The organism is Streptomyces nanhaiensis (assembly GCF_046614825.1).
GTDB classification, from domain to species: Bacteria; Actinomycetota; Actinomycetes; order Streptomycetales; family Streptomycetaceae; genus Streptomyces; species Streptomyces radiopugnans.
Genome location: NZ_JBKJFM010000031.1, coordinates 1 through 22,514, shown reverse-complemented (window position 1 = coordinate 22,514; position 22,514 = coordinate 1). Strand labels below are relative to the sequence as shown.

Here is a 22,514-nt window from a genome sequence, read left to right as displayed (position 1 = left end):
ACCTCAGTGTGCGTCAACGGCCTTCGCAACCGACAGGGAAGCGTGCCCATACCCCTTCACGCAGTGCATATGCACTGCTCAGAGCGGTGCAGACGGCGCGCCACCAACAAATGACGAAGCTGCTGGCGGCACCGGCGACCGGCTCATACAGCGAGCACCGCTTCGCGATCCCTCCCAACCGTATGCAAGGGCTGGAACGTCCCCGCACCCTACGTGTTGACGAGGCCCGGTGTGCGCATAGACATCGACGTCCGACCGCAACCAAGTGCACCCTGATTCGGACCGGGGCGCGCCCATGACGTTCTTGCACGTGACCTTCGCTGTCGCAAGGCCGATACTGCCTCCGTAGGAATCCGGTCGGCATGCTGTCGATCTACCGCAGGAACCTGACACGGCGTCACTAAAGTCAGCATTAAGTCAGCATCAGTACCGCCACAACCCGCTTCCGGCCGCTACGGACCGCCAGGACCGAGGACTACCCGAACCTGACTTGACCAGCAAAAATGCAGGCCGACGCCCACCCGCTAAGCTTACCGGGAGAAACCCATGAAGATGCTGATCAACGTGCCGGAGACGGTGGTGGCCGACGCCCTGCGCGGCATGGCCGCCGCCCATCCGGAGCTGACGGTCGACGTGGACAACCGGGTGGTGGTGCGCCGGGACGCGCCGGTCGCGGACAAGGTGGGGCTGGTCTCCGGCGGCGGATCCGGGCACGAGCCGCTGCACGGCGGGTTCGTCGGCCCCGGGATGCTGGACGCCGCCTGCCCGGGCGAGGTGTTCACCTCGCCCGTCCCGGACCAGATGGCACGGGCGGCGGCCGCCGTGGACAGCGGCCGGGGGGTGCTGTTCGTGGTGAAGAACTACACCGGTGACGTGCTGAACTTCGACATGGCCGCCGAGCTGGCCGAGGACGAGGGCGTGCAGGTGGCCCGGGTGCTGGTGGACGACGACGTGGCGGTGGTCGACAGCACCTACACCGCCGGGCGGCGCGGCACCGGCGCCACGCTGTTCGTGGAGAAGCTGGCGGGCGCGGCGGCCGAGGCGGGCGCACCGCTGGAGCGGGTGGAGGCGGTGGCCCGGCAGGTGGTGGAGTCCTCCCGCAGCTTCGGCGTCGCGCTGAGCGCCTGCACCACCCCGGCGCGGGGCGTGCCCACCTTCGACCTGCCGCCCGGAGAGCTGGAGCTGGGCATCGGCATCCACGGGGAGCCGGGCCGCGAGCGGCGGGGGATGATGACCTCCGGCGAGATCGCGGACACGGCCGTGGACGCGGTGCTGGACGACCTGCGCCCGGACCGCCCGGTGCTGGCGCTGGTCAACGGCATGGGCGGCACCCCGCTGCTGGAGCTGTACGGCTTCGCCGCCGAGGTCCACCGCGTGCTCGGCGAACGCCGCGTGGCCGTGGCCCGCACCCTCGTCGGCAGCTACGTCACCTCGCTCGACATGGCGGGCTGCTCCGTCACGCTGTGCCAGGCGGACGAGGAACTGCTGCGGCTGTGGGACGCGCCGGTGCGCACCCCCGCGCTGCGCTGGGGCATGTGACCCCGGCCGGCCGGGCAGGGAACCGGACGCAGCCCCCGAGGCACCGCCCGCAGACAAGGAGACCGTGGTGACCGTCGCACTGGACGCCGACTTCTTCCGCCGCTGGCTGTCCGCGGTCTCGGCCGCCGTGGACCGGGAGGCGGACCGGCTGACCGAGCTGGACTCCGCCATCGGCGACGCCGACCACGGCGCCAACATGCGGCGCGGTCTGACCGCCGCGGTCGCCGCCCTGGAGGAGCAGGCCCCCTCCTCCCCCGGCGCGGTGCTCACCCTCGCCGGGCGCCGGCTGATCTCCACCGTCGGCGGCGCCTCGGGCCCGCTCTACGGGACGCTGCTGCGCCGCGCGGGCAAGGCGCTGGGCGATCAGGAGAGCGTGGAGCCGGAGCAGTTGCGGGAGGCGCTGCGCACCGGGGTGGAGGCGGTGGCGCAGCTGGGTTCGGCGGCACGGGGCGACAAGACGATGCTGGACGCGCTGTACCCGGCCGTCGAGGCCCTGGACGACTCGGGCGGCGGCTTCGAGGCGGCGCGCAGGGCCGCCGAGGAGGGGGCCGCCGCCACCGTGCCGATGCGGGCGCGCAGGGGCCGGGCCAGCTATCTGGGCGAGCGCAGCGTCGGACACCAGGATCCCGGCGCCACCTCCTCGGCGCTGTTCTTCGCCGCGCTCGCCGAAACCGCCGGAACCACCTCGGCCGGGGAGTCCGCATGAGCGAGGCGAGCAGGCAGGTGGGCGTCGTACTGGTCTCGCACAGCAGGCAGGTGGCCGAGTCCGTCGCCCACATGGCGCTCGGGCTGGCGGGCGCCGCCGTCCCGGTCGCGCCCGCCGGCGGCACCGGGGACGGCGGGCTGGGCACCAGTTCGGAGCTGATCACCGAGGCGGCCCACCGGGTCGACCGGGGCGCGGGCGTCGCGGTGCTGGCGGATCTGGGCAGCGCGGTGCTGACGGTGCGCACGCTCCTGGCCGAGGACGAACTGCCCCCGGGCACGCGTCTGGTGGACGCGCCGTTCGTCGAGGGCGCGGTCGCGGCCGTGGTCACCGCCTCCACCGGCGCCGATCTGGACGCGGTCGCGGCGGCCGCGACGGAGGCGTACGGCTACCGCAAGCTCTGAGCGGAGCCCGCGCCGCCCGGTCCCCGCCCGCGCGGGGGCTTCCGTACCGCCGCCGGGTCGCGTCCGTCCGTCCAGACCGGGCGGACGCCGACGGCGTTGCACACGGCGATGTAGAGCACCACGGGGTGGGTGTAGGGGATGCCGTCCTCGGGCCGGTGGGCCAGGCGCGGGCCGCTCCCCGGCGGGTGCGCGGCGACGAGGGCGCCGGCCGCGTAGCGGGCCGCCGGCGGCCAGGTCACCCCGATGTCGGCCCCGGAGGGCACGATCCACCACCACCGCTCGGCGTCGGCGAACACGCACCCCGCGCGGGGCAGCTTCCCCGTGATCCGCGGCCCCAGGGCGGCGTCCACCCCGACCGCGTCGTATCCGAGCGGAGCGGGCAGGTCCGCGGGGAGCCGCAGTCTGCCGTGCCCGCCCGTCACGGCGTCCGCGCCCCGCACGGCCGGTGAGCACAGGCGGCGTACGAGACGCGCCGCACGGCCGGTGCCCGGGGCGCGCATCAGCGTTCCGCGGCGGCCGCCGGCAGGCGGGCCCACACCGACCAGCCGCAGCCGCGTACGTCCCGGATCCCCCAGGCCTCGCTGACGGCCTCGACCAGCAGCAGCCCGCGGCCGTGCTCCTCCCTCGGAAGACGGGCCCGGGGTGCGGGGCAGGTGGGCGGGCCCGGCCTGCGGCCGCACACCTCCAGGCGCAGCGGCGCCCCCTCACGGGCGGTGGACCCCGCCTCCTCCCGCAGTTCGCACACCACCGATCCGCTGCCGGTGTGCACCACCGTGTTGGTGAACAGTTCCGAGACCACCAGAGCGGCCGTGTCGCAGGTCTCCTCGTCCGCGCCCCACCCGGCCAGCAGGCCGCGGACGAGGCGGCGCGCCTTCGCCACCGACTCGGCGCGCGCCGGCAGCGCGAAGTCCGTTCTGCGCAGCGGGGGCCGGCTCCGGGCGCGTGGGGCCGGGTGCCCGGCGGCTCCGCCGAACGGCACGGCCGGTCCCAGGGACGGGGGGAGAAGGCGGTCGTGGAGCGTGCAGCACGTCCTGGACCGCGTCGAGGTGAACCGTGTCACACCGTCACTATGCTCATCGGAGGGGACAGTTGGCAAGGGACACTCTGAAAAATCCAGAGTCGCCGGTGCAGGGTGTTCGCGCCGTCAACTCCGTGGCACACTGCGGGACATGGTCAGGACACCAGGAGGAACACGCGATGAGTGAGCCCCGGTCCGCCCCGACCGTGGGCCAGCTCGTGCTGGGCAGGCGGCTCCAGGACCTGCGCGAGAAGGCGGGGCTGAGGCGCGAGGAGGCCGCGAAGGTCCTCCACGTCGCCTCCGCCACCATCCGCAGGATGGAGACGGCCGAGGTCGCGCTGAAGATCCCGTACGTCCGTTTACTGCTGGAGTCCTACGGGGTCGCCGGCCGCGACGCCGAGACCTTCGTCGCACTGGCCGAGGAGGCCAACAGGCCGGGCTGGTGGCAGCGGTTCCGCGATGTGCTGCCGGACTGGTTCAGCGTCCACGTCAGCCTGGAGAGTTCCGCCAGGGTGATCCGGGCCTACGAGCCGCACGTCGTCCCGGGTCTGCTGCAGACCGAGGAGTACGCCCGGCACATACTGCGCAAGGGCGCGATCGGCCGGACCGTCAAGGGCGGGGTCGAGCGGCACGTGGCGCTGCGCATGGAGCGCCAGCACCTGCTCACCCGCGCGGACGCCCCGCGCCTGTGGGTGCTGGTGGAGGAGACGGCGCTGCGCCGCCCCGTCGGCCCGCCGCGGGTGATGCGGGCCCAGGTCGACCGGCTGCTGGAGGAGGCGGAGCGGCCGAACGTCACGCTGCAGATCACCGAGTTCTCCTCGGGGTTCCACCCGGGCACCTACGGGCCGTTCGTCCTCTTCCGCTTCGGCCTCCCCGAACTCCCGGACATGGTCTACGTGGAGTACCTCACCGGCGCCGTCTACCTGGACGAGCGCACCGAGGTCGCCTCCCACCTCGAACTCCTGGACCGCATGTCGGCCCAGGCGGCAACGGCACGACGTACCAAGGAGATCCTCCGGGATTTCCGCAAGGAGCTCTGAATGGACCGCATATACAACGGCATGCGCGCCAGCGATCTCGGCACCGAGGGCTGGCACAGGCCGTGGAGCGGTGGGAACGGCGGCAACTGCCTGGAGGCGAGGAGGCTGCCCGACGGCCGGGTCGCCATCCGCCAGTCCACCGATCCGGACGGTCCCGCGCTGATCTACACCCCCGGTGAGATCAGCGCTTTCATCCAGGGCGCCAAGGCGGGAGAGGCGGACTTCCTCCTCTCCTGAACCCCGCGGGTCCCCGGCCGGCGGGCTCCAGGCCCGCCCGCCGTCCGGGGACCCGCTCACGCACCCGATCCGCACGGCCCGACGACCGATCACACAGACGGAGGACGAACCAGATGGCCGACGACATGAGCTGGACACGGAGCCGGTCGGCCCGGGAGCCGGTCGAGATCGACACCTCCGTCCCGAGCATCGCCCGCGTCTACGACGCGATCCTCGGAGGCAAGGACAACTACCCGGTGGACCAGGAGATCGCCGAGCAGGTGGCCAGGGCCTTCCCCGACGGGGGCGAGGGCGCGCGCACCAACCGCAGGCTGCTGGTGCGCGCGGTGCGCTACATGGCCCGCCAGGGCATCGACCAGTTCCTGGACATCGGCTCCGGCCTCCCCACCGCGCAGAACACCCACCAGGTGGCCCAGGAGGTCAACCCCGGGGCGAAGGTCGTCTACGTCGACAACGACCCCATCGTCCTCGCGCACGGCCGTGCGCTGCTGGAGGACGACGACCGCACCGTCGTCGTCACCGCCGACATACGCGAGCCCGACGTCCTGCTCGGCCACCCCGACGTGACCGGCATGCTGGACCCGGACCGCCCGGTGGGTCTGATCCTCAACGCCGTGGTCCACCACCTCCTCGACGAGGAGGACCCCGACGGGCTGGTGGAGACCTACAAGAAGTGGCTGGGCCCGGGCGGCTATCTGCTGCTCACCCACTTCTGCTCCTCCACCCCGGAGGCCCTCGGCCTGGAGTCGGTGCTGCGGCAGGCCCTCGGCCGGGGGCAGCTGCGCAGCATGGCCCGGATCGCCGCCTTCTTCGAGGGCCTGGAGATGGTCGAGCCCGGCGTGGTCTACCTGCCGTACTGGCAGCCCGACGAGCCGGTGAAGGCCCCGCTGGACATCGCCGGCCTGCTGGTGGCCGGCGGCATGGGCCGCAAGCCGGGCCGGTAGCCGCAGCTTCGCCGCGTCACGGTCCCGCGTCCGTACGGTGCGCCGAGGCGTACGGCCGCGCCCGGCGGGCCCCGCCGCTTCCGCCACGAGCGGCGGGCCGGGGGCAGGGAAGCAGGGGCAGGGGGCACGAGCCGCCGCGACCGTGCGGGAAGGACACCGGGGGCGGATGAGTACGGCTACTCAGGCGCCGCCGGGCGCGCCCGGCGAGGATGGGGTCCGCCGCCCCTCCCGACGTCCGGCATCCGGCACCCGGCGTCCGGCGGACGCACCGGAACCGCACAGAAGCCACCCAGAGGAGCCCGCCGTGCTCAGCACCGTCGCCCGTACCGTCGTCCCCGCTCTCGGCCGTCTGCGGGTCACCAGCGACCCCGGCGCCGACCTCGCGCCCGGCAGCATCGTCGCCGCCAACCACACCTCCCTGGTCGACCCCGGCGTGGTCCTGGCCGCCCTGCACCGCCTGGACACCAGACCCGTGGTGCTGGCGACCGCCGGGCTGTGGCGGATACCCGGCCTGCGCCAGGCCCTCGTCCGCGACGGGCACGTACCGGTGCACCGGGGCACCGAGCGGGCCGCCGCCTCGCTGGAGGCCGCCGCCGCCGCGCTCGCGGCGGGGCGGGTCGTGCTCATCTACGGCGAGGGCGGTCTGCCGCGCCGCGCGGACTCCGGCGAGGCCGAGCCCGGTCCGTTCCGCAGCGGGCTGGCCCGGCTGGCGCTGGCCACCGGCGCTCCGGTGGTCCCCCTCGGGCAGGCCGGCTCCCGCCGGATCAGCTCCGGGTCCACCGCCAAGCAGGTCGCCGGATTCGTCACCGCCCCGCTGCGCCGTCCCGGCGTACACGTCCACGTCGGCGAGCCGGTCCGGCTCTCGGGCGACGTGGTCACGGCCACCGCCCGCGCCCGCCGGGCGGTCGTCGCCGCCTGGCGGATCGCGGCGGACCGGGCCGGCCACCCCGTCCACTCCCCCGGGGACTTCACGGCGACCGCCTGAACCGCGCCCGCCTCGGGGCGCCTCAGTGGCGGCGGGGCCCGGCGAGTTCGTCGGGCAGCCCCGGCTCGGGCCGGGGGATCTCGCCGTAGTCCTCGTCGTCGCCGGCGACGCGCAGCCGGTTGACCACCGCCTCCACCGCGGGCGGCAGCCGGGGGTGCCGTCCGCGGTGGCACTGGCTGAGCAGGTCCCGGCGGATGGCGTCGGGCAGCAGGAAGCCGCGCAGCCCGGGCACGGCGGCGGCGCTGCGGGAAGCGCGGGCGGCGCTGCGGGCGCTCCCCAGCAGGGCGGCCTGCCGGCGCCAGTAGTCGGCGTCGCGGAACTCCCCGAGGCGCCGGTGGTGGAGGCAGAGGCAGAAGGCCGCGGTGCGGCTGCCGCCGCCGGCCGCGAACTGCCACCAGAACTGGGCCGCGTCCCGGTGGCCGACCAGATGGAGCAGGCAGGCGAAGACCAGGGCGCCCTCGGGCTCGGTGCGCTGGTGGTCCACCAGCCGCGCCAGGCTCTCGGCCGCCCCGGGCGAACCAACCACCAGGGAGATGGCCAGATCCAGGTCGTGGGCGGCCTGTTCGTGGACGGTGCGGTACCGCCATCCGGTGTCCGGACGCGAGGGAGGCTGAGCGCGGGGCGGGGCGGCGGTGAGGGCACGGGCGATGCGTTCCCGCGCTGCGGCCGGGTCGTAGTCGTCGTACTCGCCGCCGAGGACCTCAGCCCCCTCCAGCAGCGCGTCGATCCTCCGGTGCTCCTCGGTGCCGCGCACGTTACCGCTCTCCCGTCCTGTCGTTCCTTCTCGGGCCCAGTCTGGCCGCCAGTTTCCGCTTGGCGTGCCGCACCTGCGCGCGCACGGCGACCGTGCCGCAGCCCAGGTACTCGGCCACGTCCTCCTCCGGGCATCCCAGTACATAGCGCAGGACGACGACGTCGTGCTGCCGTTCGGGCAGTTCGGCGATGGCCGTGTACAGGCGCAGCCCGTTCTCCAGGGCGGCGAAGCCGTCCGCCCCGTCCAGCAGTTCCTCCAGCAGCCGGCCGCGGCGGGCGGCGTCGAAGGCCGCGGTCTCCGCCAGCGCCGGGGCCCGGCCCTCGCGGTCCAGCCACTCCCGGATCCGCTCCTTGAGCACGGCCCAGGCGTAGGCCGGGACGGACTCCTGTTCCAGTACGTGGTTCCAGTGGCCGAGCAGATGCGCGCAGGCGGCCTCCACGACCGTCTCCGCGCCGGTGCGGCTGCCCACCTGGGTACGGGCGTACCGCAGCCACATCCGGTGGTGGTACTCGTGGAAGGCGTCGAAGGTCAGGGTCATCCGCCGGTGGGGGGCGGGGGGTTGTGGGGGGTCGGCGTCCACGTCGACGGGGACGTTGTCAGGGGTGTTCACCGCGGGTCTTCCCGGCTCCGTGTGGGTGCTCGTCGGGTCGTCGGTCGCGGGCGTCCCGCCCCGCTGGCGCCGCGGCGCTCCCGGTGGAGGCCGCTGCCGACGCGAGGGGACGGGACCTCGCCCGCCAAGCCAATCGGATCGTGGGCATCGTCGGACAGTGGGTTTCCCAAAAAATGAGCCCAGCGTAATAGTGTGATTACCGCCGTGGCGGGTGGAGGGGAAGGTACAGCACACCCCCTGTCTCAACCATCCTCTCCCACAGACGTGTTGGGGGCCGGCGGCGAACCGACGAGTGCTCACGAAGGGCGGGGTCAAGGTGTCCCAGACGGTCGACGGCACCACCGGCGGCGCGGACGACAGCGCGGTCGACCTGGAACTGGACCGGGCGCACTCCGCCCGTATGTACGACTACTACCTCGGCGGCCACACCAACTTCCCCGCCGACCGCGAGGCCGCCGGGCGGGCCATGGCCCTCTTCCCGTCCGTCCTGGTCGCCGCCCGCGCCAACCGGGAGTTCATGCACCGGGCCACCCGCTTCCTGGCCACCGTCGGCATGCGCCAGTTCCTCGACGTGGGCACCGGCATCCCCACCTCCCCCAACCTCCACGAGGTGGCCCAGGACGTGGCGCCCGAAGCACGGGTCGTCTACGCCGACAACGACCCCATCGTCCTGGCCCACGCCCAGGCCCTGCTGCGCAGCCACCCCGCGGGGCGCACCGCCTACGTCCAGGCCGACGCCACCGACCCGGCCGCCCTCCTGGCCGCACCCGAGGTGAAGCAGACCCTGGACCTGGGCGAGCCGGTGGCGCTCAGCCTCAACGCGCTCCTGCACTTCGTGCCGGGCGAGCGCCGGGCGCACGAGATCGTCGAGTACTTCAAGGACGCGCTGCCGTCCGGCAGCACCCTCGCCATCAGCCATGTCACCCCCGACTTCGATCCGGAGGGCATCGCCCGTCTCACCGAGGCCTACCGCGCCTCGGGGACCCCCGGACAGGCCCGCACCCGGGAGGAGTTCACCCGATTCTTCAGCGGCTGGGAACTGTTCGAGCCGGGGATCACCACCTCCCACCGCTGGCGCCCCGACCCCGGCCAGACCTTCGGCGACGTCACCGACGCCGAGGCGGCCTGCTACGCCGCCGTCGCCCGCAAGCCCTGACCGCGGGCCGCCGGGGTACCGGGCCCGCGTCCGGCCGGGCGCGCCGGGCGGGGTGACGGCGTTTTCCTCCCGCACGGCGGAGCGGCCCGCGATGCCGTTCCGCTCCGTTCCGGTTTTCCGGGAGGGACTCGTACCTGGTAATTCACCGGCCGGAACGGGCGCCCCCCCGGCGAGGAAGAACACTCCGCGTTCACCCCCGCTCCGAATAGCCCCGCCGAATTCGTCTTTCCCCGTCCTCCCGTCCTCCCTGCCTTCCGACGCCGGCGGATCCCGGCGGAATCGGGGGCGAGGATGCGCGCCGGTGATTTCGGCCCCCTCACCAGAGCGGGCCGCCGGCGGGCGCCGTGCCGTCCCGCACCGCGAGACAGGCGGAGTGCACGGGGTGCGCGGAGGAGCGGGCCTGCGCCGGGAGGGTGTTGCGGCGGCCGGCCGCCCCTCGGCACGGCGCACCCCCGGCGGCCCGCTCTGGTGAGGGGGACGCCGGGGGTGCGCGGATCGCCCGCGAATCGGCCGGTGGAACCGGTCCGAAGGGCGCGCCGTACCACGCCGGCCGGCCGATGCGGCGACAGGTCGGTCAACGACCACCGCATGTCCGGAAGACCCGTGCCGGGTCAGGCGTGTACGTGGCGGCGGTTGCCGCGACCGGTCACGGCCCGGTAGATGGCCAGAACGATGACCGAGCCGATGATGGCGGCGATCCAGGTGGAGAGATCGAAGAATCCGTCGATCGAATCGACGCCGAATATCACCTTGCCCAGGAAACCACCGAGAAGGCCGCCCACGATACCGATCAGCATCGTGACGAGGATGCCGCCCGGGTCCTTGCCGGGCATGAGGGCTTTGGCGATCGCTCCGGCGAGCAGACCGATGAGAATCCACGCGATGATGCCCATGTCTGGGTACCTCCTTGTCGTCTTCAGAGAACCGCCTTGCCATGAACTCGCCAGCCAAACAAGGGAGTTTTCCGGAGCACCGCGAAAAGACGTGCGGAGCAGGGGATTTCCTTCCCGCCCCGGCCGCGCGGCACCGGCCGTGTGCCGTACCCGGGCGGGACGGATCGCTGCCGCGGACCGAACCCGGCGCCTCTCCATGGCTCCGCGCCGTTCCGGGCCGTACGACCGCCGGTGGGGCCTCACCACCGCGGTGACGCGGCCTCACAGTCGGGCGCGGGACGCCGGCCGGGCGGCCCGCCGGGCCTCCCCCGCCCGTACCCGCCCCGTCCCTCCCGGTCGTCAGACCGCCTGCCGCACCTCCAGCGCGTCCGGGGCGGCCGGTCCGGTGCCTTCGCCGTCCGGTTCCGGGGACGCGGCGTGCCGCCTGGGGATGGCGAAGGCCACCAGGCCGCCGAGCGCGGCGACCGCGGCCCCGATCCACAGTGCGGGCCGCACGCCGTCCACGAAGTCCTGCGGGGACAGGTAGCCGCCGTGGGCCGCGAAGACCGTGCCCAGGACGGCCACGCCCAGGGCGCCGCCGATCTCCCGGGCGGTGCTGTTGGCGCCGGAGGCCTTGCCGTGCTCCGTCTTTCGCACGGAGGAGAGCACAACGGTCGCGGCGGGAGCGAAGGTCAGGCCCATGCCGATACCGGCGAGGGCCATGGGCGCCACCAGGTGGGAGTAGGGGGTGTCGGTGGTCGCCACCAGGTTGATCCAGACCAGACCGCCCGCCTGGAGCAGCAGACCCAGGCCCATGAGCCGACCGCCGCCCACCCGTTCGGTGAGCATGCCCGCCAGCGGTGCCACGAACATCGGCATCAGGGTCCAGGACAGGGTGAGCACACCGGCGTGCAGCGGGGTGCGCGGGGGCGCAATCTGCAGGTACTGAGCCAGCAGGAAGATGGAGCCGAACACCCCGAAGTACATGGCGGCGGAGACGACGTTGGTGAGGGTGAAGGCGCGGACCCGGTAGAAGCGCAGCGGCAGCAGCGGTGCCTTGGTGCGCCGCTCCCAGAGGGTGAACAGCACGAGCAGCACCACGCCGCCGGCCAGGGCGAGCAGCACCCGGCCGTCGCTCCAGCCGCGGGTCTCCCCGTTGACGATGCCCCAGACCAGGGCGAGCAGGCCGGCGGTGACCAGCAGCATGCCCTCGACGTCGATGCGGGCCCGCTCGCCGCGGCTCTCCTTGAGGACGAGCAGCGCCAGCGGCACCGCGACCAGCCCGACCGGCACGTTGATCCAGAAGATCCACTGCCAGTCGAGGCCTTCCACGACCGCGCCGCCCACCACCGGCCCGAGCGCTACGGCGGTGCCGCTGACCGCGCTCCACAGGCCCACGGCCAGGCCGCGCAGGCGGTCCGGCACCGCGGCGGAGAGCAGGGTCAGTGACAGGGGCATGACCGCGGCGGCGCCCAGTCCCTGAAGGGCGCGGAAGGCGATGAGCTCGCCGCTGGTGTCGGAGAGGCCGCAGCCGACGGAGGCCAGCGTGAAGACGACGATGCCCAGGACGAAGAACCGGCGGCGGCCGTAGCGGTCGCCCAGGCCCGCGCAGACCAGCAGGAAGCAGGCGAAGCCCAGGGTGTAGGCGTTGACGAACCACTGCAGGTCCTGGGCGCTGGCCGCGAGGTCCTGCTGGAGGGTCCGCAGCGCGGTGGACACCACCAGGTTGTCCAGGGCGGTCATGAACATCGGCAGGGAGCAGGCGACGATCGCCGGCCACAGCGGCGTACGCCCGGCGGTCGGCGCGGGTGGTGCGGCGGTTGGCATGGTGTTCTCCCGTCAGGGTGGTCGGCGGCGGGTGGGGGCGGGTCAGGACTGCCGGGCCCGTTCCTCCGCCAGTCGGGCGCGGGCGTCCTCCCAGGAGACGGGGAGCCGCTCGGCGGGGACGGTCCAGAAGACGAACTGGGACTCGCGCATGGTGGGCCGCAGCCGCTTCATGATCGAGTTGTGCGGTTCGGCCTTGGCGTAGGCGTACACCGCCTCCTTGCTCTCCCAGGCCGAGAGGGTCCAGAAGACGCCGCGGCCGAGCTGGGCGATGAGCGAGGCCCCGAAGGCCCCCGGCGACCGGCGGGCCTGACGCCACGACGCCAGGGAGAACCAGAAGAAGCGGGGGACGTGCCGCAGGGAGCGGACCTCCAGCCGGGAGGCCATGACGACTGCTTCGGCTGTGGGGGCGGCGGGGTTGATCGTGGTCCAGGGGAGCTTCGGCATGGCGCGGGGTCCTTGACTGGCGGGCAGGGCGCGCGGGCGTCACCTGCGGTGAGCTAATAGTGGCACTATCCACTATCGATAGTGGCACGTTACACTTGCTGTGTCCATATGCGGTACGTGCCGCACCCGCCGCGGAATCGAGGAACCCCGTGAGGATGTCCGAGCTGAGCCGCCGCAGCGGCGTCCCCGTTCCGACGATCAAGTTCTATCTGCGGGAGGGGCTGCTGCGGCCCGGTCGGGCGACCGCCAGCAACCAGGCCGAGTACGAGGAGGAGCACCTGCGCCGGCTGCGGCTGGTCAGAGCCCTCATCACGCTCGGGGGCCTCTCGGTGGCCGCCACCAGGGAGGTCCTGGAAGCGGTCGGCGAGCCGCTCGGCCGGTACGAGACCCTCGGCGTGACGCACTACGCCCTGCGTTCGCCGGTGGCCGCGGCGCCGGAGGGGGACGGCACGGACGGCAGCGCGGCCGAGGTGGAACGGCTCGTCGAGCGGATGGGCTGGACCGTCACCGAGCAGTCGCCGCTGCGCGGGGCGCTGGCCGCCGGGCTGCGGGCGCTGCGCGAGGTCGGTGCCGACTACGGCGCCGAGGAACTGGTGCCGTACGCCGAACTGGCCGCCGCCACCGCCCGGCTGGACCTGGACCAGCTCGCCGGAATCGAGGACCGGATCGACATCGCCGAACGGGCCCTGGTGCTGACCGTCCTGATGGAGCCGGTCCTGGCCACCCTGCGCCGGATGGCGCAGGAGAACGAGGCCGCGCTGCGGTACGCCGGCCAGGGCGGCGGCGCCGGCGGGTGAGTCACCGGCCGGCACCGGCCGCCACCGTGCGCGGGTCGAGGTACCGCGGCCGGGGGGCGGACCACGGGCCGCCCCCGGCGTCGTCCCGCCGCACCGCCACCGCCAGCCGGTACCCGCCGGGCACCGACAGCAGGGCGAAGCGCCAGCGCGCGGCCGCCTCCGGCGGCACCGACGGGTCCTCCAGCACGACCCGGCCGTGTTCGTCCGGGCCGAGCCGGAACCCGTCGAAGCGGTGCTGGAAACCCAGCCCCAGGGCCTTGGTGTACGCCTCCTTCAGCACCCACAGGTCGGTGAACGCCCGCGCCCGCGGTGCCGGGTCCAGCCCGGCCAGCAGCTCCCGCTCCGCGGGGGCCAGCCACCGCTGCCCGTAACGGACCGCCGGCCCGGCCGCCTCCGCCCGCTCCACGTCCAGTCCGCACGGCCCCTCCCCGCTCACCAGGCAGCCGATGAGACCTGGGGTGTGGGAGACGCTGAACCGCACCCCCCACGGGTTGGGATCCAGCTCCGGCCGGCCCAGCCCGCCGCGGACGAACCGCAGCGCGGCCGGGGGCCGGCCCAGCAGCTCCCCCAGCACCGTGCGGCACAGCAGCCGCGCGCCCAGGAAGCGGCGCCGCCCGTCCGGCGGGCGGAGCCGCTCCAGCCGGCGCCGCTCGTCGGCGCCGAGCAGCGCTGCGGCGTACCGCGCCGCCTGCGCGTCCACCGACTCCTCGGCCAGCAGCCAGAGCTGCGCCCGGTGCTCCGCCCGCCTTGCCCCTCCTGCCAGTCCTGCCAGTCCTGCGGTCACTCGGGCCCCGGCGCGGAGGCACGGACGGGAACGGGCCGGGCGGAGAACAGCCGCGGTGCGGTGTGCAGGTCGCGCAGCACCTCCATCACCCGGTCCACGACCTCCGGGTCGGTCACCGTCTCGGTGGGGTGCAGCAGCCGCCACACCCTCTCCAGGGAGAGCAGCAGCACCGCGCCGTCGGGGAACCCCTCCCCGAACACCCGGGCCGAGCCGACGGCCAGTTGCACCGAGGCGGCGGCCGCGTGCAGGGCGCAGTAGCGCTCGGCCAGCCGGAACAGCTCGGCCGAGGCCCCGTACCCGCGGCCCTGGGCCCGCTTCAGCAGGTCCAGTTCGGCCCGCAGCCGGGCGAACTCACCCGACAGCCGCACCGCCAGGTCCGCCGCGCGGCCCAGCCAGTCCCGCTGGCGCCGATCGCCGTGCCGGGCCGCCATGGCCCGCAGCCGCTCCACGGCCACCGGCAGCGAGACCACCGTGTCGTCGCGGCCGCGGCTGACCAGGAGCTGCCGGTGCGGCTCCCAGACCGGCAGCGGCGCCTCCGCGTCGTACACCCTGGACGCGCGCTGCGCGGCCTCGGCGCGGGCCGCGTCGTCCGCCGAGACCGCCGCCGCCAGCAGCCCGTCGAGCTGGGCGCCGACGCTCTTGAGGTTCACCACCGTGTTGCCGTCGACGAAGTGCACCGCGAGCAGGTCGCGCAGCATCTTCTGGTAGACGCCGTAGTGCGGGTGGGCGCGCAGGTACTGGCGGGCGCCCAGCACCACCGAGAGCTGCGCCATCGTGCGGTCCAGCAGGGTGGGCACGAAGTACTTCACGACCGAGGAGAAGACGCTGGCCTGCTCCGGGGCGGCCTGCAGGGAGCGGACCGCCGCCGTGGAGACCGCGTCGGCCACCATCAGGTCGGCGAAGGACTCGGCGAGCTGGCGCCGCGAGTAGGGGATGTCGGCGACCTTCCGGCCGAAGATCGAGCGCCGCTCGGCGAAGTCCAGGGTCACCCGCAGTGCGGTGTCCACCGCGCCCAGCGCGATCGCGCAGATCACCGTGCGGGCCACCTGGGCGCCCTGGAGGGCCAGTTCGAGCCCCTGCCCCTCGGCTCCGATCCGGCACTCCTCTGGCACGAACACACCGTCCAGCCGGATGCCGCTCATGTCGATGGCCCGCAGCCCGTGGAGGCGCTCGGCGGGCAGCGGCATCACCGAACCGGCCGGGCAGCGCCGCTTGTCCACCGCGAAGACCGACCATCCGCCCGGTCCGCCCCGCGGGTCGGTACGGGCCTGGACGCTGACCACGTCGGCCACCGTGGCGTTGCCGATCAGCCACTTCTCACCGGTCAGCACGTAGCCGCCGGGGACCTTCTCGGCCCTCATCTCGTTGGCGAGGATGTCGCTGCCGTGCTCGCGCTCGGTCAGTCCCCAGGCCATCCGTCCGCCGTGGTTGATCGCCTCGACGGCGGCGCGGCCCTGTTCGTCGGTGGCGGCGATCCAGGTCGGCATGAACGCCACGTTCGTGATCATCAGCGCGGTGGCGGTGGTCGGGTCCCGGCGGGCCACCAGCCGCACGAGCTGGAACCCCACCTCCACGTCGCCGGCCCGCCCGCCCCACCGCTCGGGCAGGCAGTAGTGGTGCAGGCCCCAGTCCTGCAGCAGGCTCACCATCTGGTGGGGGTACTGCTCCCGCTCGTCGTGCTCGAGGACGCGGGCGAACGGCATCCGCGACCGGTCGTCGTGCGGATCGCCCAGGTAGTCCTCCAACTCCCCGGCGAGGGAGGCGAGTTTCCCGGCGTTCATACGGCTGCTCCTTCCAGAGGGCGGGTCATGCGGACGCTCCTTCCGCCGGCACGGGCTTGCCGTGTGCCAGGGGCAGGGCGGCGAGGGAGAACAGCCGGTCGGCCTCGTGCAGCGGCAGCAAGGTGGCCAGGAGCGCCTCCGCGTCCTCCCCGGGCAGCGGTGCGGGGCGGCCGGCGGCCCGGGCCGTCAGCACCGTAAGGACGGCCGTGAGCCAGGCGGGGTCGCCCCCGGGCGCGCCGCACAGCCGGCGGTCGCGGTTGTGCCACCACAGCAGCAGGCAGCTCGCGGCGGCGTGCACCCAGCACAGCCTCGCGGCCAGGTCCTGGTCGCGCAGCGGGTCGGCGCCCCGGCGGGTGCGCAGGGCGTGCCCGGTCCAGGACACGACCCGCTCCAGCCGGGTGACGGCCAGCGCCGCCCGCAGTTCGCCCGCCTTCTCCAGCACCTCCCTGGCCCCGGCGGCCACCGCCGGCACCGCCTCCAGCACCGGGTCCGGGCCGCGGTCGGACAGCTCCAGACGGTCCAGACGCGGTTCGGGCAGCGGAGCGTCCAGCGCGCACGTCCGGGCGAGGGCGCCGGGGTCCGCGTCCGCCACGGGCCGCGCGGCGGCCAGCCGGGCGAAGTGGGCGGCGACCAGGCGGAGGTTGGCGGTGGGGCTGGTGTCGATGTGGCGGACGACGGCGTTGTCCCGCCGCAGCGTGTCGAAGACCGCGTACGGACCGTCGCGCAGCACCCCGCGGCTGCCGAGCACGTCCGCGCAGCGCGCGAGCGCCTCCTCGCAGGCATCGGTGAGGACCTTCTTGGCCACACTCGACCACAGGCTCTGGGCGGCGGGCAGCACGTGCAGGCCGCGAGCGGCGGTCAGGGCCACCGCGTCCCCGGCCAGCAGCAGGGCCGCCGCGGTGGCCAGTTCGCGCCGGGTGCCCGGGTGGGCCAGCACCTCGCGTCCGGCCGCCCGGTGGGCGGCGGCGAAGTCCAGCGCCAGGCGCAGGCCGGTGTCTGCGCAGGCCAGGTTGGCCGCCGTGCTCATGGTGCGCACCACCTGCATGGCCTTCATCGCGGTCTCCAGGCCCCGGCCCGTCTCCCCGACCAGCGCGCTCCGCGGCACGGTGAGGCCGTCGAAGCGGAAACCGGCCAGGTCGGCACCGCGCATGCCCGTGGGGCGGCGGGTGCCGCGACGGGAGGCGGCGGCCTGCTCACCGTCCAGCAGCAGCGCGGAGAAGGCGGCCGGGCCGCGCCCGCCGGTGCGGGCGACCACCAGCAGTCCGTCGCACCTCCCGCCGAGTCCTACCAGCCACTTCTCGCCGGTCAGCGCGTAGCCGCCGGGGACCGGATCGGCCCGCGTCCCGTTGGCGAGCAGGTCGCTGCCGTGGTCGGCCTCGGAGAGCGCGAAGCCGAGCGAGCCGCCCTCGTCCAGCAGCCGTACGACGTGCTCGCGCTGCCGGGGGGAGCCGGCGATCAGCACGCAGGTGGCCGCGGTGATGCCGAACATGGTGGCGGGCATGATCGCCGCGTCCCGGCGGGCGGCGGTCCTCACCAGCATCAGCGTGGCGTCCAGGGCCTCCAGGGTGCCGCCGAGGGCGGCCGGGACGAAGGCGGTGCGCAGCCGCGGCCCGGCCTGTGCGGCCAGTGCGCGCGGGCTGGCGTCGGCGGCGTCCCGGCCGGCCGCGGCGGCGAACCCGAACGGGTTGCGCGCGTCGCGCGGGTCGCCCAGCTCCTGCTCCAGGGCGGTGGCGGCGGCGTACCGCGGCCACCGGTCCGCGCCCGCCGTCATCACCGCTCCCCTTCCGCGGCCGGCGGTGCCGGCCGGTACTCGGCGCAGGAGCGCGGCAGCCGTACCCCGGCGAGGGCCAGCTGGTGCACCCGGGCGGTGTAGGCGGCGCCGCGCAGCAGGTGCCCGGCCACGTCCGCGGCCCGCCGGTTCTCCGGCGCCGCCAGATAGGTGCCGCGCGCCCAGGAGTTGAAGGCGCCCATGGCCGGACCGCACCACACCTGGAAGTCGGCCGTGCGGTCCGCCTCGCCGGTCACCGCCCACCGCGAGGCCATCCCCAGGTACCAGCGGAACAGCAGCGCCATCCGGCGGCGCGGGACGGCCGCCGCGCGCCGCAGCTGGTCGGGGTCGCGGCGTGCGAAGTACGCCTCGACCTCCTGCCAGACCTCCTCCACCGGGCGGCGGAAGATCTGCTTCTCCAGGCGGCGCAGCTCCTCCTCGGGAAGCGCCTCGATGCCGTCGTGGCGCTGGTACAGCTCGTAGAGGCGCTTGGCGCGCATCGGGAACAGGGTGCCCTTCTTGAGCACCTGGAGTTCCACCCCGAGTTCGAACATGTCGGCCGCGGGGGCCATTTCGCAGTCGGCCAGTCCCGCTTCGGCCAGCAGCCGCCGGGCGGGCTCGGAGGTGCCGGACTCCAGGCACGACTGGTGCACCGAGCCCACCACGACGTAGTCGGCCCCCATGGCGTAGGCGGCGGCGGCCGCGTGCGGGGTGCCGATGCCTCCGCCCGCGCCGAGCCCCACCGGCACCGGGTAGCGCATCTCGCGCTGGATCGCGTCGCGCGTCTCCAGCAGCGCCGGGAAGAGCGCGGTGAGCGGGCGCCGGTCGGTGTGTCCGCCGGAGTCCGCCTCGGCGGTGACGTCGTCGGCCAGCGGCACGTACCGCGCCAGCTCCGCCTGTTCGGCGGTGATCAGCCCGCGGGCCAGCAGGTCGGCGGTGATCGCCTGTGGGGCGGGGCGCATGAACCGCTCGGCCACCTCCGGGCGCGAGACCTTGGCGATGAGCCGGTTGGCGGCCACCACCCGGCCGTCGCGGCCCCGGTGGAGTCCGGCCACCCGGTAGCGCACCACGTGCGGGGTGAGGTCCAGGTAGGCCGAGGCCTCGACGCACCGCACCCCGTGCCTGAGCAGCAGCTCCACCCCGTCGCGCTCCAGGGCGTCCTCGCTGGGGCTGTGGATGAGGTTGACCGCCCAGGGCAGGTCCGGGAGTTCGGCGGCGAAGCGGCGCAGCGCGCGGTCGATGCGCTCGGGCAGCAGGCCGGCCGCGCCGAAGGAGCCCAGGCAGCCGGCGCGGGCGAGGGCGATCACCAGTTCCTCGGAGGCTATGCCGCCCGCCATGGCGCCGCCCAGGTAGGCCAGGCGGACGCCGTGCCGCTCGCGGAAGGCCCGGGAGCCCAGGCGCTCGGGCGGCAGCGGGCCGAGTGCGGCCAGGACCCGGGTGCCGGGACCGGGCCGGGCGGTGGTGGCGCCGGGGCCTTGCGGGGTGCCGACGATGTAGCAGGGCTCCTCCAGCCGTTCCAGGACGTGCTGGATGCCGGCCGGGTCGGTGCGGGGCGTCGGGGGTGCGGTGCGGGCCCGGTGGCGGGCGCCGCCCGTCATGGGGGTGGTCATGCTCCGGTCTCCTTCTCCGTGTCGTCCTGCGCACGGGCCTGTTCCGTCCGCGCGGCGGGGACGACCTCCACGGCCACGTCGGTGAGTTCGTAGATGCGCAGGCCCGGCTTCCAGACGGCGGCGTCGGCGACGACGAGGAGGCGGCCGCCGTCCCGCCGGACCTCCTTGATGTGGGCGTCGAAGGTCATCTCGCCGTCGCCGCGCAGGATCTGGCCGCGGTACTTCCAGCCCATGGCGACGTCGAGGGGCACCCCGAACCGCACCGGCCCCATTCCGTCCGCCAGGCCGGAGTCGATGACGTGGACCTGGAGGGCCTGGATGACGGCCTCCACCCCCAGCGACCCGGGCATCACCGGGTCGCGGTGGAAGTGGCAGTCGAAGTACCAGTCGTCGTCGGCGACGGTGCGGCTGCCGTGGATGTAGCCCTGCCCGTGGACGCCGCCGCCGTCCACCAAGGTCACCTCGTCGACCATCCGCAGGTGGTCGTCGGCCAGGTGCAGTCCGGTGCCGGGCTGGGGCGCGAACCAGCGGTCGTCGGAGCGGACGGCCAGGGTCCGCGTCCGGGCCGGGTCGAGGCCGGCCCGCTCGGTCTCCAGCCACGGCGGGACGTAGGTGCCGGAGTCCAGCCCGACCTGGTTGGAGAGTGCCTGCTCGGTGAAGTACCCGAAGAGCGACTCGCCCTCGTAGAACACCTCGTCGTCGGCGAGCAGCCGGTAGCGGAACTTCTGGAGGATGGCGCCCGGCACGGACTGGCTGGACAGCAGCTCCGACTCGTGCCGGACCGTCCGGCCGGCCAGCTCGGGGCGGCGCACGAAACGGGCGCGGCCGTCCAGGTTGCGGATCGACAGCTCCTCGTCCGGGCTGGCCAGGGTGGCGCCCAGGTAGTAGCCGAGCAGGATCGCCGCCTGCAGGGAGGTCTCCATCACCACACAGTTGGGCATCTCCGGCCCGGCGGTGTCCCGGTAGTACCAGGCCTCGGGCGGGGAGTCGTACTCGGTGGCCATGGTGGCGCCGGGACGCAGTTCGCCGCGGGTGCCGTCCAGCCGCATGATGCGGTCCACGAACCGGAAGTCGCCGTTGGGGATGTAGGGCGCGCGCCGGCCCGCGTAGATCTCGAACTCCGTGCCCATCGCCGTGCCCAGGTCGCCCCTGGCGGCGTGGGCGAGGTGGAGCTCGTTGATGAAGGCCGCCTCGCCGCGCTCGTTGCGGCGGCCGAGGAAGGCCGGGAGGCCGCCGGCCTCGGGCCGGTAGGCGGTGCCGGGCCTCTCCTGCACCCGCACCCCGAAGTCCCGCATGGCCACGATGGGCTTGTCGCCGTCGTAGACGGTGATGTCGGCGACGACGGTGGGCCGCGGCAGCATGGTCAGATCGGTGATCTCCACCTCGTAGCGGACCTCGCGGGTGTGCGGGGTGATCTGGCCGCGCACCTTGACCTCGGTCTCCAGGCCCGGCACCGCCTGGAACTCGGCGTCCGGGAAGACCAGGTGCATCCCCAGGTACATGGCGTACGTCTGCAGCAGCTGCACCCCGCCCTCGGCGATGAGCGATCCGGCCAGCACCGGGTCCCCGGTGAAGTGGCAGGCGAAGTACCAGCCCTCGGGGTCCAGCCGCTTGACGGCGGTGAGCGCGCCGAGCCGGCGCGGTCCGCCCAGCCGGTCGACGACCGGGATCTCGTCGATCATGCGCAGCATGTCCCCGGGCAGGCGCAGCGAGCGGTTGCAGCCGTCGGCGCTCTGGTCCCAGCGCGGGCCGAACACCTCTCCCGGGCGGCCCGCGGCCAGCAGTTCCAGGTCCTTCCCGGTCAGGGAGGTGCGGTCGGTGCGGGCCAGCGGCTTGAACCAGGCGGGCTCCATCGCCGCACGCCGCCTGCGGTCCGCGGCGCTCTCCACCACGCCCAGGGAGTCGGCGAGTTCGGCGGGGGTGAAGAACCCGGCGCAGGCGTCGAGGAGCTCCAGGATCAGCTCGCCGTCGGCGTAGCAGCGGTAGTTGAAGAAGAACAGCAGGTTGTCGCCGTTCCACACGAAGCGGTCGATGCGGATGTCGTAGCGCAGCGTCTGCCCTTCGCGGGGCAGTCCTCCGTGGAAGACCAGGCTGCTGTCCAGCAGCCGGTAGACGCGCTCGCCGCGGGTGCGGAAGTCGATGCCGAGGTAGGCGATCAGGAGCATGTCGCACTGGCCGGCCTCGATGGTCACCGCACACGGGACCAGGCCGTCCACCGTGTACCAGGCGCCGACCGGGACGTCGTACTCGGTGGTGATCTCGGCGGGCTCGAAGCGCCCCGTCTCACCGGTGATCCGGGTGACCCGGCTGACGAAGAGGTACGGCGGCTCGGGCAGGCGGCAGCGTCGCGGGTAGGTGTCGACCTCGGCGAAGGCCGGGCCGAAGACCGGCGCGACCCTGCCGCGCGCGAACTCCAGCAGGTCCCGCTCGTCCCACAGTACGGTCCTCTCCCGTCCCGCGGGCGCCGCGGGCACGGCGGGCGGCGCCGCGGCGGGCAAGTCCGGGGGCCGCCGCACGACCGCGGCCCGGGCCGCCGCCGACCTCCGGGCGGAACTGGCGGAACTGGCCGCCCGCAACCCCGAAGCCACCATCGAGATCACCTGGCGGGTCGTCGAATGACGGACACCACTGTCGCCGTTCCCGGAGCCGTCCGGCTGAACACCGCGACCGTCACCCAGTACCTGTCCTCGCAGTCCTCCCTCGCCGCCTCCCTGACGGGCGGCGGCGGGGGCAGGCGGCGGGTCGTGCTGCTGCGCTCCGAACCCCGGTGGGACGGCCCGGCCGAGCCCGTCTGGGGCGAGGGCCGCACGGCCGGGATCGTTGCGGCGCCCTCCCCGCTGGCCGTCCACGAACTCGTCCTCGACCACCTGGCGGGCCGCCGCGAAGGCCCCGCCGTCCTGGTCGTCCTCACCGACCGCGAGCAGAACGAACTCGACCCGGCCGTCCTCGCCCGCGTCCACAAGCAGCGCATCGACACGGTCGACGGCTGGGACGTCGTCCGCGAGGCGTTCGGCGCCCGGCAGACGGACCCCCGGCTCAGGGACGCCGACTGGGCCGCCGAGGCACTCCTGGACGCCACCCCGCCCGCCGCGGGCGGCTGGCCGCCCGTGCCCGGCGGCATGGCGTCCAGGAACACGCAGTGGACGGGGACGGCGTAGGGGGGCAGCCAGTCGGAGAGGTGGGCCAGCAGCTCCTCCTCGCTGGGCGGGTCGTCGGTTCCGGCCGGGGTGACGGCGGCTGC

General features: G+C 74.3%; 21 protein-coding genes and 1 pseudogene. 10 read left to right on the top strand and 12 right to left on the bottom strand.

Going from position 1 to position 22,514, the window contains the following annotated elements; all coding sequences use genetic code 11:
• The first annotated feature begins 546 nt into the window (after positions 1 to 546).
• From dhaK to dhaM, 3 genes are all read left to right on the top strand, one after another.
• Positions 547 to 1,539 carry a dihydroxyacetone kinase subunit DhaK gene (gene dhaK / locus ACLIYP_RS10410; protein ID WP_412712847.1) on the top strand — a complete coding sequence of 331 codons (993 nt, stop codon included), beginning with the start codon at positions 547 to 549 and terminating at the stop codon, positions 1,537 to 1,539.
• 64 nt (positions 1,540 to 1,603) lie between these two features.
• Positions 1,604 to 2,245, top strand: a complete 642-nt coding sequence (gene dhaL, locus ACLIYP_RS10405; RefSeq protein ID WP_412712846.1) for a dihydroxyacetone kinase subunit DhaL — start codon at positions 1,604 to 1,606, stop codon at positions 2,243 to 2,245.
• On the top strand, positions 2,242 to 2,646 hold the full coding sequence (gene dhaM, locus ACLIYP_RS10400) for a dihydroxyacetone kinase phosphoryl donor subunit DhaM (protein ID WP_412712845.1): 405 nt from the start codon (positions 2,242 to 2,244) through the stop codon (positions 2,644 to 2,646). Before dhaL ends, dhaM begins: the two co-directional genes overlap by 4 nt.
• On the opposite strand, the gene ACLIYP_RS10395 is transcribed toward dhaM, so the two are convergent.
• A complete protein-coding gene (locus ACLIYP_RS10395) occupies positions 2,631 to 3,146 on the bottom strand; it encodes a hypothetical protein (protein ID WP_412712844.1) in 516 nt (171 codons plus the stop codon). The two genes, dhaM and ACLIYP_RS10395, sit on opposite strands and share 16 nt — an antisense overlap.
• Entirely contained in the window at positions 3,146 to 3,706 is a 561-nt protein-coding gene (locus ACLIYP_RS10390) for an ATP-binding protein (protein ID WP_412712843.1), read from the bottom strand. Before ACLIYP_RS10390 ends, ACLIYP_RS10395 begins: the two co-directional genes overlap by 1 nt.
• A gap of 137 nt (positions 3,707 to 3,843) precedes the next feature.
• Here ACLIYP_RS10390 and ACLIYP_RS10385 point away from each other — a divergent pair, with 137 nt between their 5' ends.
• From ACLIYP_RS10385 to ACLIYP_RS10370, 4 genes are all read left to right on the top strand, one after another.
• Entirely contained in the window at positions 3,844 to 4,704 is an 861-nt protein-coding gene (locus ACLIYP_RS10385; RefSeq protein WP_412712842.1) for a helix-turn-helix domain-containing protein, read from the top strand.
• Complete coding sequence (locus ACLIYP_RS10380) at positions 4,705 to 4,941, top strand: DUF397 domain-containing protein (RefSeq protein WP_093659346.1); 237 nt, start codon at positions 4,705 to 4,707, stop codon at positions 4,939 to 4,941.
• Positions 4,942 to 5,054: 113 nt separating this feature from the next.
• Positions 5,055 to 5,885, top strand: coding sequence for an SAM-dependent methyltransferase (locus ACLIYP_RS10375; RefSeq protein WP_412712841.1), 831 nt, complete (start codon positions 5,055 to 5,057; stop codon positions 5,883 to 5,885).
• 304 nt (positions 5,886 to 6,189) lie between these two features.
• Positions 6,190 to 6,870 (top strand): lysophospholipid acyltransferase family protein, encoded by a 681-nt coding sequence (locus tag ACLIYP_RS10370; protein WP_412712840.1) that lies wholly within the window; start codon positions 6,190 to 6,192, stop codon positions 6,868 to 6,870.
• Between the two features lie 22 nt (positions 6,871 to 6,892).
• Here ACLIYP_RS10370 and ACLIYP_RS10365 read toward each other — a convergent pair whose 3' ends face one another.
• Together ACLIYP_RS10365 and ACLIYP_RS10360 are read right to left on the bottom strand one after the other, a co-directional pair.
• Entirely contained in the window at positions 6,893 to 7,624 is a 732-nt protein-coding gene (locus ACLIYP_RS10365) for a hypothetical protein (RefSeq protein WP_412712839.1), read from the bottom strand.
• Position 7,625: 1 nt separating this feature from the next.
• Positions 7,626 to 8,234, bottom strand: a complete 609-nt coding sequence (locus ACLIYP_RS10360; RefSeq protein WP_412712838.1) for an RNA polymerase sigma factor — start codon at positions 8,232 to 8,234, stop codon at positions 7,626 to 7,628.
• 400 nt (positions 8,235 to 8,634) lie between these two features.
• On the opposite strand from ACLIYP_RS10360, the gene ACLIYP_RS10355 reads away from it, so the two are divergent.
• Positions 8,635 to 9,390 (top strand): SAM-dependent methyltransferase, encoded by a 756-nt coding sequence (locus tag ACLIYP_RS10355; RefSeq protein ID WP_412712861.1) that lies wholly within the window; start codon positions 8,635 to 8,637, stop codon positions 9,388 to 9,390.
• A gap of 611 nt (positions 9,391 to 10,001) precedes the next feature.
• Here ACLIYP_RS10355 and ACLIYP_RS10350 read toward each other — a convergent pair.
• The 3 genes from ACLIYP_RS10350 to ACLIYP_RS10340 form a co-directional block, all read right to left on the bottom strand.
• Positions 10,002 to 10,283, bottom strand: coding sequence for a GlsB/YeaQ/YmgE family stress response membrane protein (locus ACLIYP_RS10350; protein WP_093659358.1), 282 nt, complete (start codon positions 10,281 to 10,283; stop codon positions 10,002 to 10,004).
• A gap of 339 nt (positions 10,284 to 10,622) precedes the next feature.
• Positions 10,623 to 12,089 (bottom strand): MFS transporter, encoded by a 1,467-nt coding sequence (locus tag ACLIYP_RS10345; RefSeq protein WP_412712837.1) that lies wholly within the window; start codon positions 12,087 to 12,089, stop codon positions 10,623 to 10,625.
• Between the two features lie 42 nt (positions 12,090 to 12,131).
• A complete protein-coding gene (locus ACLIYP_RS10340) occupies positions 12,132 to 12,533 on the bottom strand; it encodes a DUF3291 domain-containing protein (RefSeq protein ID WP_412712836.1) in 402 nt (133 codons plus the stop codon).
• A gap of 155 nt (positions 12,534 to 12,688) precedes the next feature.
• On the opposite strand from ACLIYP_RS10340, the gene ACLIYP_RS10335 reads away from it, so the two are divergent.
• Positions 12,689 to 13,330, top strand: coding sequence for a MerR family transcriptional regulator (locus tag ACLIYP_RS10335; RefSeq protein WP_412712835.1), 642 nt, complete (start codon positions 12,689 to 12,691; stop codon positions 13,328 to 13,330).
• Position 13,331: 1 nt separating this feature from the next.
• Here the strand turns inward: ACLIYP_RS10335 and ACLIYP_RS10330 are convergent, their stop codons facing one another.
• Genes ACLIYP_RS10330 through ACLIYP_RS10310 form a run of 5 tightly spaced genes read right to left on the bottom strand, consistent with a single transcriptional unit; the run spans position 13,332 to position 21,747 of the window.
• Entirely contained in the window at positions 13,332 to 14,114 is a 783-nt protein-coding gene (locus tag ACLIYP_RS10330) for a 4'-phosphopantetheinyl transferase family protein (RefSeq protein WP_412712834.1), read from the bottom strand.
• Positions 14,111 to 15,895: an acyl-CoA dehydrogenase family protein gene (locus ACLIYP_RS10325; protein ID WP_412712833.1), complete on the bottom strand. Its 1,785-nt coding sequence runs from the start codon at positions 15,893 to 15,895 to the stop codon at positions 14,111 to 14,113. The genes ACLIYP_RS10330 and ACLIYP_RS10325 overlap by 4 nt, the downstream gene beginning before the upstream one ends.
• A 25-nt stretch (positions 15,896 to 15,920) precedes the next feature.
• Entirely contained in the window at positions 15,921 to 17,666 is a 1,746-nt protein-coding gene (locus ACLIYP_RS10320; RefSeq protein ID WP_412712832.1) for an acyl-CoA dehydrogenase, read from the bottom strand.
• Entirely contained in the window at positions 17,666 to 19,273 is a 1,608-nt protein-coding gene (locus ACLIYP_RS10315) for a PfaD family polyunsaturated fatty acid/polyketide biosynthesis protein (RefSeq protein WP_412712831.1), read from the bottom strand. Before ACLIYP_RS10315 ends, ACLIYP_RS10320 begins: the two co-directional genes overlap by 1 nt.
• The gene (locus ACLIYP_RS10310; RefSeq protein ID WP_412712830.1) at positions 19,270 to 21,747 is read right to left on the bottom strand and encodes a 3-hydroxyacyl-[acyl-carrier-protein] dehydratase FabA; all 2,478 of its coding nucleotides are present in this window, start codon (positions 21,745 to 21,747) and stop codon (positions 19,270 to 19,272) included. The genes ACLIYP_RS10315 and ACLIYP_RS10310 overlap by 4 nt, the downstream gene beginning before the upstream one ends.
• A gap of 141 nt (positions 21,748 to 21,888) precedes the next feature.
• Between ACLIYP_RS10310 and ACLIYP_RS10305 the strand changes: the two are divergent.
• A pseudogene (locus ACLIYP_RS10305) lies at positions 21,889 to 22,428 on the top strand (BREX-2 system phosphatase PglZ); the annotation flags it as partial.
• Positions 22,429 to 22,514 lie beyond the last annotated feature (86 nt).